The following is a 13499-nucleotide window of genomic DNA, read 5'->3' on the forward strand; positions in this document are numbered from 1 at the left end:
CAGCGGCCGGCTCCCGGGATCTTCCGGGAGCCGGCCGCTGCGGTCAGTGGGTGCTAGCTCGAGTGGCGTGCCGGACGGCTCGGCCGCCCGCCGTACCCGCCCGAGGAACGCTCACCGGAGGACGACGACCGGTTGCGGTCCCCGTACGAGCGGCGCGGGCCACCACGGTGGCCACCGGGACGGTCGCCGTCCCGACGCGGACGCCCACCCGGTCCACCCGGACCACGGCGGTTGTCCCGCTGGGTGCGCTCCTTGGGCTCCACGTGGACACCCTTGGCGACGAGGTCGGCGATCGCGCCGTCGCCGGGGCGGATGCGGTCGACCTGCGGGTCGACCTTCGCCGTCCGGAAGCGGCGCTTGGACTGCCCCACCTGGTCGGGCAGCAGCAGCGACACGACGACGCCGGCGGCACCGGCGCGGGCAGTGCGGCCCGAGCGGTGCAGGTAGGTCTTGGCGTCCGTCGGCGGGTCGTAGTGCAGCACCAGCGAGACGTCGTCGACGTGGATGCCGCGGGCGGCGACGTCGGTGGCGACCAGGACCGGCGAGCGGGCGTCGGTGAACTCCTCCAGCGCACGCTTGCGCGCCGACTGGGGCAGGCCGCCGTGGATGGCCTCGGCCTTGATGCCGGCGGCCTTCAGGTTCTCGGCCAGCCGGTCCACGCCCAGCTGGGTGCGCGCGAAGATGATCGTCCGGCCGGGGCGGCCGGCCAGCTCGGTCGCGACCTGCAGCTTGTCGCGGAAGGCGAGGCTGAACGCCAGGTGCTCGGCCGGCGGGGCCTCGCCACCGGGGCGGACGACCTCGTGCCGGGCCGGGTCCTTGAGGTAGCGGCGGACCAGGGAGTCGACCTCGCCGTCCAGGGTGGCCGAGAACAGCAGCCGCTGCGCGTCGGACACGGTCTGGTCGAGCAGCTCCTTGACGACGGGCAGGAAGCCCAGGTCGGCCATGAAGTCGGCCTCGTCCAGCACGGTGACGACGACCTCGGCGAGGGTCGCCTCGCCCTGGCTGATCAGGTCCTGCAGCCGGCCGGGGGTGGCGATGACGACGTCGACGCCGCGACGCAGCTGCTGGATCTGGCGGTACATGGGGGCTCCGCCGTAGACGGTGGCCAGCTGGACGCCGATGGCCTGGCCGAGGGGCGCCAGGTTGTCGTGCACCTGCTGGGCCAGCTCACGGGTGGGCACGAGCACCAGCCCGCGCGGGGCGCGCCGGCCGTTCTTCACCTCGGCGCCGATGCGGGCGAGCAGCGGCAGGCCGAAGGCCAGGGTCTTGCCCGAGCCGGTGGCGGCCTTGCCGAGAACGTCGCGGCCGGCGAGGGCATCGGGCAGGGCGGAGGTCTGGATGGCGAACGGGTGGCGGATGCCACGCCGCTCGAGCGCGGTCACCAGCAGCTGGGGCAGACCCAGCTGACCGAAGGTGGGACCGGCGGGTGCTTCAGGGGTGGTGGGAACGATGTCGTTCGACTCGAACGAGACAGGGTGGACCACAGACATGCGGGGGTGGGGCTCCGTTTACAGCTCGGAGCGCGTCCCGTGGATGTGGAGGGCGCCGCAGATGGCGGGCGTCCTCGCTGGCGATCGTTGCGCTCAGGATGGAACGCGCGGGATCTGCACGGATGCGCTCATGCCCAGACGTTCCGTCCGGGAGGATGACCGGCCGATGTGCCGGTGCACCCAGGTTAGCAGCGAAGATCGCTCCCCGATTCCCGCAGGCAGGGTGGCCGTGCTCACGCCCGCAGGGCCGCGTACCCCGGACGGATGACCCCGTCGAGCAGCCGGGCCCGCTCCGCGTCGGACACGAAGGCCCGCGCGACCGCCCGCTCGGTGACCATCGCGACGTCGTCCCACGTCCAGCCGAACGTGCTCGCCACGTCGACGACCTCGCTGGTGACCGACACCCCGCTCATCAGACGGTTGTCGGTGTTGACGGTCACCGCGAAGCCCAGCCGGTGCAGGCGGTCGACCGGGTGCGCGGCCAGCGACGGGTAGGCGCCGGTCTGCACGTTCGACGACGGCGAGACCTCGAGGGTGATCTGCTCGTCGAGCACGCGCCGCGCCAGCGGGCCGAGAGTGCCGTCGTCGGCCACCTCGTCGGCGATCCGCACCCCGTGGCCCAGCCGCTCCGCGTGGGCGCCGTCGAGGGCGGCGCGGATGCTCTCGATGCCGTCGGCCTCGCCCGCGTGGATGGTCCGGTGCGCGCGGGCGCCGTCGAGCACCCCGATCGCCGACGGGATCCGGTCCGGCGGGAAGCCGATCTCGGGGCCGGCCAGGTCGAAGCCCACGACGCCCTCGTCGCGGTACCGGACGACCAACCCGGCGACCTCGTCCCACCGGTCGGCCTGGCGCATCGCGCAGAGCAGCGCGCCCACCCGGATCGGGGTGCCGGCCTCGGTCGCCTCCCGGCCGCCCACCTCGAACCCGTCCACCATCGCCTCGACGACGTCCTCGATGGCCAGGCCCTGCGCCGTCGACAGCTCCGGCGCGAAGCGCACCTCGGCGTAGACCACGCCGTCGGCCGCCAGGTCCAGCGCACACTCCCGGGCCACCCGGTGGATGGCCTCGGGGGTCTGCATGACGCCGACGGTGTGCGCGAACGTCTCCAGGTACTTCACGAGGGAGCCCGAGTCGGCGGCCTCCCGGAACCAGCGCCCGAGGCTGTCGGCGTCGGACGCGGGCAGGTCGCGGTAGCCGTTCTCCTCGGCGAGCTCGAGCACCGTCTGCGGGCGCAGGCCGCCGTCGAGGTGGTCGTGGAGGAGCACCTTCGGCGCGCGGCGGATCGAGTCGGCGTTCAGGGGTGCGGGCACGCGCTGACGCTATGACATGGGACGGCGCAGCCCGTTCGTGGCTCACCGTGTGGGGTCCTGGCTCACCGCCGACGCTGAGCCAGGGCCCCTGATGATCAGGTCACCTGATCATCAGGAGCGGGGCTATCGGTCCTGCCAGCGGAAGGTCGCCACGCAGAGGACCAGACCCACGACGCACCAGGCGGCGAGCACGAGCGCCACCCGGCCCAGCTCCCACGAGCCGGCCGGCTCGCTGGCCGCGAGCGCGTCGGGGAGGAAGACCGACCGCAGGCCCTGGCCCATCCACTTCAGCGGGAAGATCGCGGCGACGGTCTGCATCCACTGCGGCAGCGAGCTGAACAGGAAGAAGACGCCGGAGATGAACTGCAGGACCAGGGCGAACGGCGTCACGGTGGCCGACGCCGAGCGGCCGTTCTTCGCCAGGCTCGACACCGCGATCCCCAGCAGCGTGCAGGCGGCGGCGCCGAGCACCGTCACCCAGGCGAAGGTGAGCCACTCACCGCCCGAGGGCAGGTCGATCCCGTAGAAGACCACGCCGATGAGCAGCAGCACGCCGATGATCAGCAGCGTCACCGCGAGGACCTGCACCACCTTGCCGACGAAGAACGCGCTCTTCGGCATCGGCGTGCCGGCGAGCGCTTTCAGCGTTCCGTCGGAGCGCTCGGTGGCGATGCTGATCGCCATGTTCTGCAGGCTGGCACCCAGGATGCCGGCCGCGATGATCCCGGCCATGAAGTACTGCACGAAGGTGACGCCCGAGCCGATGTCGTAGTCGAGCACCGCCCCGAACACGGTGAGCAGCAGGACGGGCAGCAGGACGGTGAACACGACCGCCTCGCGCTGCCGGAAGAACTCCTTGAGCTCCACCTGCGCGCGCGACCGGCTGACCGCGAGCACCGAGGGCAACTCGACGGCCCGGTCCACCGACGTCGTCACTGAAGTTCTCCCTCGGTCCGATCGGCGTTCGCTGCGTCGCCGTCGCCGTCGCCGTCGCCGTCGCCGATCATCGCCAGGTACACGTCCTCGAGCGTCGGGCGGGCCACCGCGAGGTCGGGGACCTCCCCGGGGAACCGCGCCGCGAGCTCCCCCACCAGCGCCGTCGGCGTGGCGGTCGCCTCGCTGCGACGCACCCCGTGCTCGGTCCAGCTCACCACCGCGGGCGCCGACTCGCGTCCGCCCAGCGCTGCGGGCACCGCCACCTCGACCAGCCGCCCGCGCGCGATCACGCCGACGCGGTCGGCGAGCGCCTCGGCCTCATCGAGGTAGTGGGTGGTGAGCAGCATCGTGGTGCCGAGTTCACGCAGGGAGCGGATCAGCGACCAGAACTGCCGCCGCGCCTCCGGGTCGAACCCGGTGGTCGGCTCGTCGAGGAACAGCAGGGTGGGCCGGCCGACGATGCCCAGCGCCACGTCGAGCCGGCGGCGCTGCCCGCCCGAGAGCGAGCGGCCGCGGGCACCGGCCTTCTCGGTGAGACCGACCAGCTCCAGCACCTCGTCGGGGTCCCTCGGGTCGGCGTACAGGTGCGCCCGGGAGGCGACCGTCTCGCGCACCGTCAGCTGGCTCTCCCCGGAGTTCGACTGGAGCACGATGCCCAGCTGCGCCTTCCAGGCCCGTCCCCCGTCGGCCGGGTCCGTGCCGAGCACCCGGACCTCACCCGCGTCGCGGTCCCGGTAGCCCTCGCAGATCTCCACCGTCGTCGTCTTGCCGGCCCCGTTCGGCCCGAGCAGGGCGAAGATCTCGCCGCGCCGGATGTCGAGGTCCACCCCGTCGACGGCCGCGAAGTCGCCATAGCGCTTCACCAGCCCGCGGATGGAGATCGCGGCGTCCGCGTCGAGCGGTTCGGGCCCGGCGCGGTCGACGGCCGGAGAAGTGCGGGTCACGAGGACTCAGTCTCCCCCTTCGCGCCGGGTGCGCTGCGCCTCCCCCCACCCCTTCGCGACGATCATGAAGTTCGGGAAGCGACACCCCGGCCCGGGACGGCGCGTCGCTTCCCGAGCTTCCTGATCGCTCAGGGAATGGAAGCGGCTACCTGCTTCACCCGGTGATGCGGTCCAGGATCAGCGGCAGCGGGCGGTCGTCGGTGTCGATGCCGATCGCCCCCTCGAGGGCCTCCAGCGCACGCGGGATCCGGCCGGCGTCGTCGGTCTGCAGCTCCAGCAGCGGCTGCCCGGCGGTCACCTGCTCCCCCACGCCGGCGGTCCAGGTGACGCCGGCCGCGGCCGAGACCGGGTCCTCCTTGCGCGCCCGGCCGGCCCCGAGCCGCCAGGCGGCGACGCCGACCGCGAAGGCGTCGAGGCGGGTGAGCGTTCCGGTCGCCGGGGCGGTCACCACGTGCGTCTCGGCCGGTCGCGGCAGCGGGGCGTCGGGGTCTCCGCCCTGCGCGGCGATCATCCGGCGCCACACGTCCATCGCCCGGCCGTCGCGCAGCGCCTCGGCTGGGTCGACGTCGGTCCGGCCCGCACCGGCGAGCATCTCCCGCGCCAGCGCGAGGGTGAGCTCCACGACGTCGGCGGGGCCGCCGCCGGCCAGCACCTCGACCGACTCGGCGACCTCCACGCCGTTGCCCGCCGCGCGGCCCAGCGGCCGGTCCATCGCCGTCACCAGCGCGACCGTCTTCACGCCGGCGGCCTCGCCGAGCCCGACCATGGTGCGCGCCAGCTCCCGGGAGGCGTCCGGGTCCTTCATGAACGCCCCGGAGCCGGTCTTCACGTCGAGCACCAGCGCGTCGGCGCCCTCGGCGATCTTCTTGCTCATGATCGAGCTGGCGATCAGCGGGATCGACTCGACGGTGCCCGTGACGTCGCGCAGCGCGTACAGCAGCTTGTCCGCGGGCGCGAGGTCGTTGCCGGCGGCGCAGATGACGGCGCCGACGTCGCGCAGCTGGCGCAGGTAGGCGTCCTCGTGCACGTCGGCCCGCCAGCCGGGGATCGCCTCGAGCTTGTCCAGCGTGCCGCCGGTGTGCCCGAGGCCCCGGCCGGACAGCTGCGGCACCGCCACCCCGCACGCGGCGACCAGCGGCGCCAGCGGCAGCGTGATCTTGTCGCCGACCCCGCCGGTGGAGTGCTTGTCGGCCGTCGGGCGGCCCAGCGAGGAGAGGTCCTTGCGCTCGCCGGAGTCGATCATCGCCTGGGTCCAGACGGCGAGCTCGTCGGGCGACATCCCGCGGAAGAACACCGCCATGAGCAGCGCGCTCATCTGCTCGTGCGGCACCTCGCCGGCGGTGTAGGCGGAGATCACCCAGCGGATCTGGTCGGCGGTCAGCGCGACGCCGTCCCGCTTGGCCCGGATGACGTCGATCGCGTCGAAGGTGACCATCAGCCCTGCCCCCGCTCGGCTGCGGCGATCAGGTCCTCGGGGCCGAACGCGTCGGGCAGCACCTCGCGCATCGGCACGATGCCGAGCGACACCGTCTCGATGAGCATGTCGGCGCCGCCGTGCTCCCAGAGCAACTGGCGGCAGCGCCCGCAGGGCATCAGCGGCTGCCCGTCGCCGCCCACGCAGGCCACCGCGACCAGCCGGCCCCCGCCGGTGCGGGCGAGATCGCTGACCATGCCGCACTCGGCGCACAGGCCCAGGCCGTACGAGGCATTCTCGACGTTGCAGCCGGTGACGACGCGGCCGTCGTCGACCAGCCCGGCCACGCCGACCGGGAAGTGCGAGTACGGCGCGTACGCGTGCGTCATCGCCTCCCGCGCGGCGGTTCGCAACACGTCCCAGTCGACCACTAGTGCTCTCCTCGTCGGTAGACCAGCCCGTCGGCCTGCGGCATCCGCAGCCGTTGCGAGGCCAGCGACAGCACCAGGAGCGTCGTCAGGTGCGGCGTGAACGACACGATGCCCGGGGGCAGGACGTCGATGGTGAGGAAGCCGGCCAGCGCGGCCACGGCCACCGCCACGGCGAGCACCGACTGGACCAGCCGGCGCTTCACGAACTGCCAGACGGCGACGGCGACCAGCAGGATCGCCACCAGCAGGAGCAGCGCCACGACCGCCGACCGGCTGCGCAGCTGCAGGCCGTCGGAGTAGCCGAACAGGCCCGCGCCCGCGGCCAGCCCACCGGGCCGCCAGTTGCCGAAGATCAGCGCGGCCAGGCCGATGAACCCGCGGCCGTTGGTCTGGTTCTCGCGGTAGATGCCGGCGATGAAGACCAGGAACACCCCGCCCATGCCGGCCAGCGCCCCGGAGATGACCACGGCGATGTACTTCATCCGGTAGACCGGCACGCCCAACGAGTCGGCCGCGGCCGGGTTCTCACCGCAGGAACGCAGCCGCAGCCCGAAGGCGGTCCGCCAGAGCAGCAGGTACGTGGCCGGGATCAGCAGGATCGCGAACAGGGTCAGGACGCCGACCTCGTGGCTGACGCCGCGCAGCACACCGGCCACGTCGCTGATCAGGAACCAGTGCAACCCCTCGAGGTCGCCCAGCAGGTCGGGGCCCGAGGACAACCCGGGCAGCGACAGCGCCGGCGGCTTGGCGCCCACCAGGGCCGGCGACTGGGTGACGCCGCCGCCCCGCGGGTTGTCGGTGTAGAGGATCTCGGACAGGAACCGGGCGATCCCCGCGGCCAGGATGTTGATCGCGACGCCGGAGACCACGTGGTCGACGCCGAAGGTGACGGTGGCGAGAGCGTGCAGGAGGCCGCCGACGGCGCCGAACAGCAGACCGCCGGCGAGCGCGGCACCCCAGCCCCACTGGTAGCCGGCCCAGCCGGCGCCCCAGGTACCCAGGATCATCATGCCTTCGAGGCCGATGTTGACCACGCCCGCGCGCTCGGCGAACAGCCCGCCCAGCGCCGCCAGTCCGATCGGGACCGCCAGCAGCAGCGCGGCGGCGATGGTCGAGGACGACGTGAGCTCGTTCTCGCCGCTGATCACGCGGACGGCGGCCAGCACGACCACGATCCCGATCAGCAGCCACATCAGCCGGCGGGTGCGCCCGCCGCCGGTGAACAGGTTCAGCAGCGGGTTGCCCGTGCGGGCGTCCGGCCCGGACGCCGTCAGCACCGTGCTCATGCCTGCGCCCCCTGTCGCTCGTCGGTGGTACCCGCCGGACCGGTCGGTGGTCCCTGGGCCGGGCCCGTGCCGCCGTCACCGGCCACGACGGTGCCCGTGGCCTGGGAGCCGCCGCGCTCGGCCGCGCGGCGGGTGAGCCGCCGGGCGATCTCGTTGGCGACGACGACGGCGAGCACGATCGTGCCCTGGATGATCGTGACCACCGACGCCGGGAAGTCCGCGATCTGCAGGGGCACCAGGGCCCGGTCGAGGAACGCGAACAGCAGCGCGGCCAGCGCGATCCCGCCGGGCCGGTTGCGGCCCAGCAGCGCCACCGCGATGCCGAGGAAGCCCAGGCCGGCGGTGAAGTTCGTCGTGTAGGCGTGCGTCTGCCCGAGGAGGTCGGGCAGGCCGATCAGCCCGGCGACGGCGCCCGAGAGCAGCATCGTCTTGATGACCATGGCGCGGGCGTTCACGCCGCTGGCGCTGGCGGCCGACGGCGAGAGGCCGCTGGCCTTGAGGTCGAACCCGAACCGGGTGCGGTTGAGCAGCACACCGAGCAGCACGCCGACGACCGCAGCGATGATCAGGAAGCCGTAGAGCTGGCGGGGCGGGCTGGCCAGCCCCAGCGCGCTCAGGACCCCGTTGAGCCCGGGCACCCAGCCCGACTCCGGGATCTGGGTCGTGCCGACGATCTGCGACCCCTCCTCGCTGCCCCGGAACGGGCCGGTGAGGAAGTAGGACGCCAGGCCGAGGGCGACGAAGTTCAGCATGATCGAGCTGATCACCTCGCTCACGCCGCGGGTGACCTTGAGGACGGCGACGATGCCGGCCCAGAAGGCCCCGACGAGCATCGCGACGACGATGATGAACACGACGTGCAGCGGGCCCGGGAGGGAGACCGCCGCCCCGGCCGCGGCCGACATGATCGTGGCGAGCCGGTACTGGCCCTCGACGCCGATGTTGAACAGGCCCATCCGGAAGGCGATGGCCACCGCCAGCCCGGAGAGGAAGAGCGGCACGGCCCGGTTGATGATCACGACCAGGGCGTTGATCTGCTGGGTCGGCGTCTCGCCGAAGTCGATCATCACCTCGAACACGCGCAGCGGGTTGACCTGCAGCGCGGCCATGACGGCCGACGAGATGACCACGGCGACGACGATGGCGAGCACGGGGGCGAACAGGGCCGGCCCCAGACGGCGGACGAAACTCATGCCGCACCCGCTGCCGTCACGGCGCCGGTCATGTGACCGCCGAGTTCCTCCGGCGTGACACTGGACGGGTCCAGCGTCGCGACCAGCCGGCCGCGCAGCATGACCTTCAGGGTGTCGGAGAGCCCGATCAGCTCGTCGAGGTCCGCCGAGATCAGCAGGATGCCCATCCCCTCCGCGCGCGCCTTCTTCAGCAGTTCCCAGATCGCCGCCTGCGCGCCGATGTCCACGCCGCGGGTCGGGTGGGCCGCGATCAGCAGCCGCGGGTCCGAGCTCATCTCGCGCCCGACGATCAGCTTCTGCTGGTTGCCGCCCGACAGCGCCACGGCGAGCGTGTCGGGCCCGGGAGCGCGGACGTCGTACTGCTCCATGATCCGCACGGTGTCGGCCCGGGCGGCCTTGCGGTCGATGAAGAAGCCCTTCGCCGACGGCGGCAGGGTCTGGTGCCCGAGCACCCGGTTCTCCCAGAGCGGCGCCTCGAGCAGCATGCCCTGGCGGTGCCGGTCCTCCGGGATGAAGCCCAGGCCGGCCTCGCGACGGGCGCGCGTGCTCCACGCGGTGACGTCCTCCAGGCCGACGGCCCCGCCGTCGCCCTTGACGCCGCCGTCGAGCCACACCTCGCCGGAGGCGAGGGGACGCAGGCCCATGATCGCGTCGACCAGCTCGGCCTGCCCGTTGCCCTCGACGCCGGCGATGCCGACGACCTCGCCGGACCGCACCGTGAGGCTGACGTCGTCGATCAGCGCCCGCCCCTGGGGGGTCAGGACCGTGAGGTTCTTGAGCACCAGGATCGGCTCGTCGCGCACCGTCGAGGTGCGGGTCTCCGGCGAGGGCAGCTCCGCGCCGACCATCATCTCGGCCAGCTGACGCACCGTGGTGGTCTTCGGGTCGGCCTCGCCGACGGTCGTGCCGCGGCGGATCACGGTGATCGCGTCGGCGACCCGCCGGACCTCGTCGAGCTTGTGCGAGATGAAGATGACCGTCAGGCCCTCGCGGGTCAGCTGCTTGAGGTTGCCGAACAGCTCGTCGACCTCGTGCGGCACGAGCACAGCGGTCGGCTCGTCCAGGATCAGGATCGTCGCGCCGCGGTAGAGCACCTTGGCGATCTCGACGCGCTGCCGGGCCCCCACGCCGAGGTTCTCCACCAGTTCGTCGGGGTCGAGGTCGAGGGAGTACCGCTCGGAGATCTCGCGGATCCGGCGGCGGGCCTCGTCCCGGTCCAGCCGTCCGCCGCGGGTCGGCTCGCTGCCCAGGACGACGTTCTCGAGGACGGTGAAGTTGTCGGCCAGCATGAAGTGCTGGTGGACCATGCCGATCCCGGCGTCGATGGCGTCGGCGGGGCTCTTGAAGTGCACCTCGCCGCCGTGCAGCAGGATCGTGCCCTCGTCGGGACGGTGCATCCCGTACAGGGTCTTCATCAGCGTGGACTTGCCGGCGCCGTTCTCGCCCACGATGGCGTGCACCTCGCCGCGGCGGACCTTGAGCTCGATGTCGCGGTTGGCGACGACACCGGGGAAGCGCTTGGTGATGCCGCGCAGCTCCACCGCGTAGGGGGCGGTGCTCGGCGGCGGCCCGGCCGCCGTGCCGGCGGGGGCTCCTGTCTCGGCCATGGTGGGCCTCTCCCTTGTCGGTGCGGCCACGACGTCGTGGCGCACGTCCATCGATCACTCGTCGGGGACGGCGGGGTCGGCCGTCGTCGCCGGCTGGCCCGGGACCGGGCGCGCGCGGTTCGGGCACGGATCGCGTGCTCGCCGCATGATGTCGCACTCCGGTGCCGCGTCGGGCGACCGGGGCTCTGGAGACGACGGCGGGCCCGGGCAGTGTGCCCGGGCCCGCCGTCGGGTCGACCGCGCGACGCGGGCCCGCCGGAGCGGGCCCGCGCCCGAGGTCACTCGATCGTGGTCGGAACCTCGATCTCGCCGTCGATGATCTGCTGACGGTAGGAGTCGATGTCGCCCTGGATGTCGTCGATGAACCCACCCGTGGTCGACAGGCCGATGCCGTCGCTCTCGAGGTCGTAGACGATGTCCGTGCCGCCCTCGACGCTGCCGTCGACGAACGAGTCGATGAACGACTGGACCGCGTTGTCGACCCGCTTGAGCATCGACGTCATGATCACGGCCTGCAGGGCCGGGTCCTCGACGGTGTTGTACTGGTCGGAGTCGACGCCGATGGCACGCCCGCCCGAAGCGGCAGCCGCCTGGAACACGCCGAGCCCGGAGCCGCCCGCCGCGTGGTAGACGATGTCGGCACCGGCGTCGTACATGCCCTGCGCGACGATCTGGCCCTTGGCCGGGTCGTTGAACCCGGAGAAGTCACCCTCGGGCGAGATGTACTGGCGGTCGATGGTGATGTCCGGGTTGACCGCCTGGGCGCCCGCGACGTAGCCGGCCTCGAACTTGTGGATCAGCTCGGTGTCGACACCGCCCACGAAGCCGATGTGGTCGGTCTCCGTCTTCAGCGCCGCGGCGACGCCGGCGAGGAACGAGCCCTCGTTCTCGGCGAAGAGCAGGCCCGTCAGGTTGTCGGCGCCGGCCGAGGCGGCCGAGGAGTCGATGATCGCGAACGTCACGTCGGGGTACTGCGCGGCCACCGTGACGACGTCCTCGCCGTAGGCGAAGCCGACCGCGATGATCGGGTTGTAGCCCTCGTCGGCGAGCTGGGTCAGCAGCTCGGCCCGGTTGGAGGCGTCGGCGTTGGGGCTGGGGTCCTGGACCTCGCCGCCGTGCTCCTCGATGGCGGCCTCGACACCGGCGTAGGCGGAGTCGTTGAACGAGCGGTCGCCGCGGCCACCGGTGTCGTAGGCCAGACCGACCTTGAGCTCTTCGGTGGCACCGCCGGTGTTGTCGCTCCCGGTGTCGTCGCCGCCACCGTTCTCGTCGCTGGCGCAGGCCGCCAGGGCCAGGCTGCCGGCCAGCAGCAGCGCCGCGGCCTTCGTCATCCGCGCTCGGCGCAAGACGATCTCCTCTCTGGGGGGACGCGCCGGTGGTGCCGCGCGCCCCGTCGGTTTCGATGGTCCTGCACCACGGATGGGGCGTCGTCGACACCCCGGTGACACAAGACCTGGGCACGCTATCCGCGTGATCGCCCGTCACAGGCTCCCGGTGACGGACTGAGATGCGATCGTTGCGAAGGGGGTGACCTCCGGAACGGCACCGGCCGCGCGCGTCCCGCCCCGCGGGGGCCTACCGTCTGCCGCCATGGGACGTCGCCGACCGTGGGGTCCGCGCACCGCCGTCGCCGGGCTGGTCGCGCTGCTGCTCCTCGCGGGCGGGGGCGGGGCCGCGCTGGCCGAGGAGTCACGGCCGACGGCCGACCCGGCCGCCCCCACACCCACCTCACCGTGGCCCGGGCGCCCACCCCAGGGCTCGGCACCCGACGGGAGCACGGTCGGCGGGGAGGACCTCGACACCCGCGGGGTCGTGGTCACCGAGGGCGCTCCCCCGCTGCCGGCCGGTCTGGCCGCCACGGGGTGGCTGGTCGCCGACGCCGGCACGGGTGCTGTACTCGCGGCCCGCGACCCGCACGGCCGCTACTACCCGGCGAGCACGCTCAAGACGCTGACGCTGCTGACCCTCCTGCCGCGGCTCGATCCCGACGCGGTCGTCGCGGGCACCCCCGAGGACGAGCAGGTCGAGGGCAGCCGGGTCGGGCTGGTGCAGGGCGGCCAGTACCCGGTCCGCCTGCTGTTCGAAGCGCTCGTCATGCAGTCGGGCAACGACGCCGCCCAGGCGTTGGCACGGGCGGCCGGTGGGGTCGCGACGACCGTCGCGGCGATGAACGAGACGGCCGAGGACCTCGGCGCCTACGACACGGTCGCCGGGACGCCGTCGGGCCTGGACGTGGCCGGGCAGTCCTCGTCGCCCTACGACCTGGCGTTGATCTTCCGTGCCGTGGTCGAGGACCCCGTCGCCGCCGCCATCCTGCGCACCCCCACGGCGCAGATGCCGGCGGTGCCCGGGCGCTCCCCCGGCTACCAGATCCAGAACCAGGACCCGCTGCTCGGCAGGTACCCCGGCGCGCTCGGCGGCAAGACCGGCTTCACCGACGCGGCCCGGCACACCTTCGTCGGCGCCGCGGAGCGCGACGGCCGGGTGCTGGTCGTCAGCGTGATGAACACCGAGAACGTCCCGCTGCGCGCCGCCGACCAGGCCGCCCTGCTGCTCGACTGGGGCTTCGCGCTGCCGGAGAGTACCGACGGCGTGGGCACGCTGGTGCGACCCGAGGACCTCACCGCGCCGGCGACGACGACCGCGGCGCCCGCACCGGTGCCGCCCGCGCCCGTCGACGCGGCACCCGCCCGCGGCGCGCCGGCGCCGTCCGCCCTCGTGCCCGCGGTGCTGGGCGCCGGCGCCGTCCTCATCGTCCTGGCGACGCTGATCGGTCGCCGGCGGGCGAGGCGACCGGAGCCGTTTCCTCCTTCGGCGGGGTCAGGCTCCAGGCCACCGGCGTCGCCGCCAGGACCGACGGGAGGGTCGCCGTCCACGCCGCGGTGAAG

At 73.2% G+C, this 13499-nt stretch carries 11 protein-coding genes; 1 reads left to right on the forward strand and 10 read right to left on the reverse strand.

Translation table 11 applies throughout. From position 1 onward, the window contains the following. Nucleotides 1-53: 53 nt before the first annotated feature. The 10 genes from ABD644_RS01000 to ABD644_RS01045 form a co-directional block, all read right to left on the reverse strand. Complete coding sequence (locus ABD644_RS01000) at nucleotides 54-1490, reverse strand: DEAD/DEAH box helicase (RefSeq protein WP_344686615.1); 1437 nt, start codon at nucleotides 1488-1490, stop codon at nucleotides 54-56. A 233-nt stretch (nucleotides 1491-1723) separates the two neighbouring features. After that, nucleotides 1724-2800, reverse strand: a complete 1077-nt coding sequence (locus ABD644_RS01005) for an adenosine deaminase (RefSeq protein WP_344686616.1) — start codon at nucleotides 2798-2800, stop codon at nucleotides 1724-1726. A 123-nt stretch (nucleotides 2801-2923) separates the two neighbouring features. Beyond that, nucleotides 2924-3736 carry an ABC transporter permease gene (locus ABD644_RS01010; RefSeq protein WP_344686617.1) on the reverse strand — a complete coding sequence of 271 codons (813 nt, stop codon included), beginning with the start codon at nucleotides 3734-3736 and terminating at the stop codon, nucleotides 2924-2926. Further along, the gene (locus ABD644_RS01015) at nucleotides 3733-4680 is read right to left on the reverse strand and encodes an ABC transporter ATP-binding protein (RefSeq protein WP_344686618.1); all 948 of its coding nucleotides are present in this window, start codon (nucleotides 4678-4680) and stop codon (nucleotides 3733-3735) included. Before ABD644_RS01015 ends, ABD644_RS01010 begins: the two co-directional genes overlap by 4 nt. Before the next feature lie 154 nt (nucleotides 4681-4834). Further along, a complete protein-coding gene (locus tag ABD644_RS01020) occupies nucleotides 4835-6115 on the reverse strand; it encodes a thymidine phosphorylase (protein WP_344686619.1) in 1281 nt (426 codons plus the stop codon). Beyond that, the gene (locus ABD644_RS01025) at nucleotides 6115-6525 is read right to left on the reverse strand and encodes a cytidine deaminase (RefSeq protein ID WP_344686620.1); all 411 of its coding nucleotides are present in this window, start codon (nucleotides 6523-6525) and stop codon (nucleotides 6115-6117) included. The genes ABD644_RS01020 and ABD644_RS01025 overlap by 1 nt, the downstream gene beginning before the upstream one ends. Next, entirely contained in the window at nucleotides 6525-7811 is a 1287-nt protein-coding gene (locus ABD644_RS01030) for an ABC transporter permease (RefSeq protein WP_344686621.1), read from the reverse strand. The genes ABD644_RS01025 and ABD644_RS01030 overlap by 1 nt, the downstream gene beginning before the upstream one ends. Beyond that, a complete protein-coding gene (locus tag ABD644_RS01035) occupies nucleotides 7808-9004 on the reverse strand; it encodes an ABC transporter permease (RefSeq protein ID WP_344686622.1) in 1197 nt (398 codons plus the stop codon). Before ABD644_RS01035 ends, ABD644_RS01030 begins: the two co-directional genes overlap by 4 nt. Further along, nucleotides 9001-10611: an ABC transporter ATP-binding protein gene (locus ABD644_RS01040; RefSeq protein ID WP_344686623.1), complete on the reverse strand. Its 1611-nt coding sequence runs from the start codon at nucleotides 10609-10611 to the stop codon at nucleotides 9001-9003. The genes ABD644_RS01035 and ABD644_RS01040 overlap by 4 nt, the downstream gene beginning before the upstream one ends. A 278-nt stretch (nucleotides 10612-10889) precedes the next feature. Next, a complete protein-coding gene (locus ABD644_RS01045; RefSeq protein ID WP_344686624.1) occupies nucleotides 10890-11957 on the reverse strand; it encodes a BMP family lipoprotein in 1068 nt (355 codons plus the stop codon). Between the two features lie 244 nt (nucleotides 11958-12201). Between ABD644_RS01045 and ABD644_RS01050 the strand changes: the two genes are divergently transcribed. Further along, the gene (locus ABD644_RS01050; RefSeq protein WP_344686625.1) at nucleotides 12202-13497 is read left to right on the forward strand and encodes a D-alanyl-D-alanine carboxypeptidase family protein; all 1296 of its coding nucleotides are present in this window, start codon (nucleotides 12202-12204) and stop codon (nucleotides 13495-13497) included. Nucleotides 13498-13499: the final 2 nt, after the last annotated feature.

The organism is Blastococcus jejuensis (genome assembly GCF_039534705.1).
GTDB classification, from domain to species: domain Bacteria; phylum Actinomycetota; class Actinomycetes; order Mycobacteriales; family Geodermatophilaceae; genus Blastococcus_B; species Blastococcus_B jejuensis.

Excerpts from the sequence above, each read along its gene's own strand:
- ABD644_RS01030 (WP_344686621.1), bottom strand. The coding sequence starts at position 7,811 with ATGAGCACGGTGCTGACGGCGTCCGGGCCGGACGCCCGCACGGGCAAC.
- ABD644_RS01050 (WP_344686625.1), top strand. The coding sequence starts at position 12,202 with ATGGGACGTCGCCGACCGTGGGGTCCGCGCACCGCCGTCGCCGGGCTG.
- ABD644_RS01035 (WP_344686622.1), bottom strand. The coding sequence starts at position 9,004 with ATGAGTTTCGTCCGCCGTCTGGGGCCGGCCCTGTTCGCCCCCGTGCTC.
- ABD644_RS01000 (WP_344686615.1), bottom strand. The coding sequence starts at position 1,490 with ATGTCTGTGGTCCACCCTGTCTCGTTCGAGTCGAACGACATCGTTCCC.
- ABD644_RS01040 (WP_344686623.1), bottom strand. The coding sequence starts at position 10,611 with ATGGCCGAGACAGGAGCCCCCGCCGGCACGGCGGCCGGGCCGCCGCCG.
- ABD644_RS01020 (WP_344686619.1), bottom strand. The coding sequence starts at position 6,115 with ATGGTCACCTTCGACGCGATCGACGTCATCCGGGCCAAGCGGGACGGC.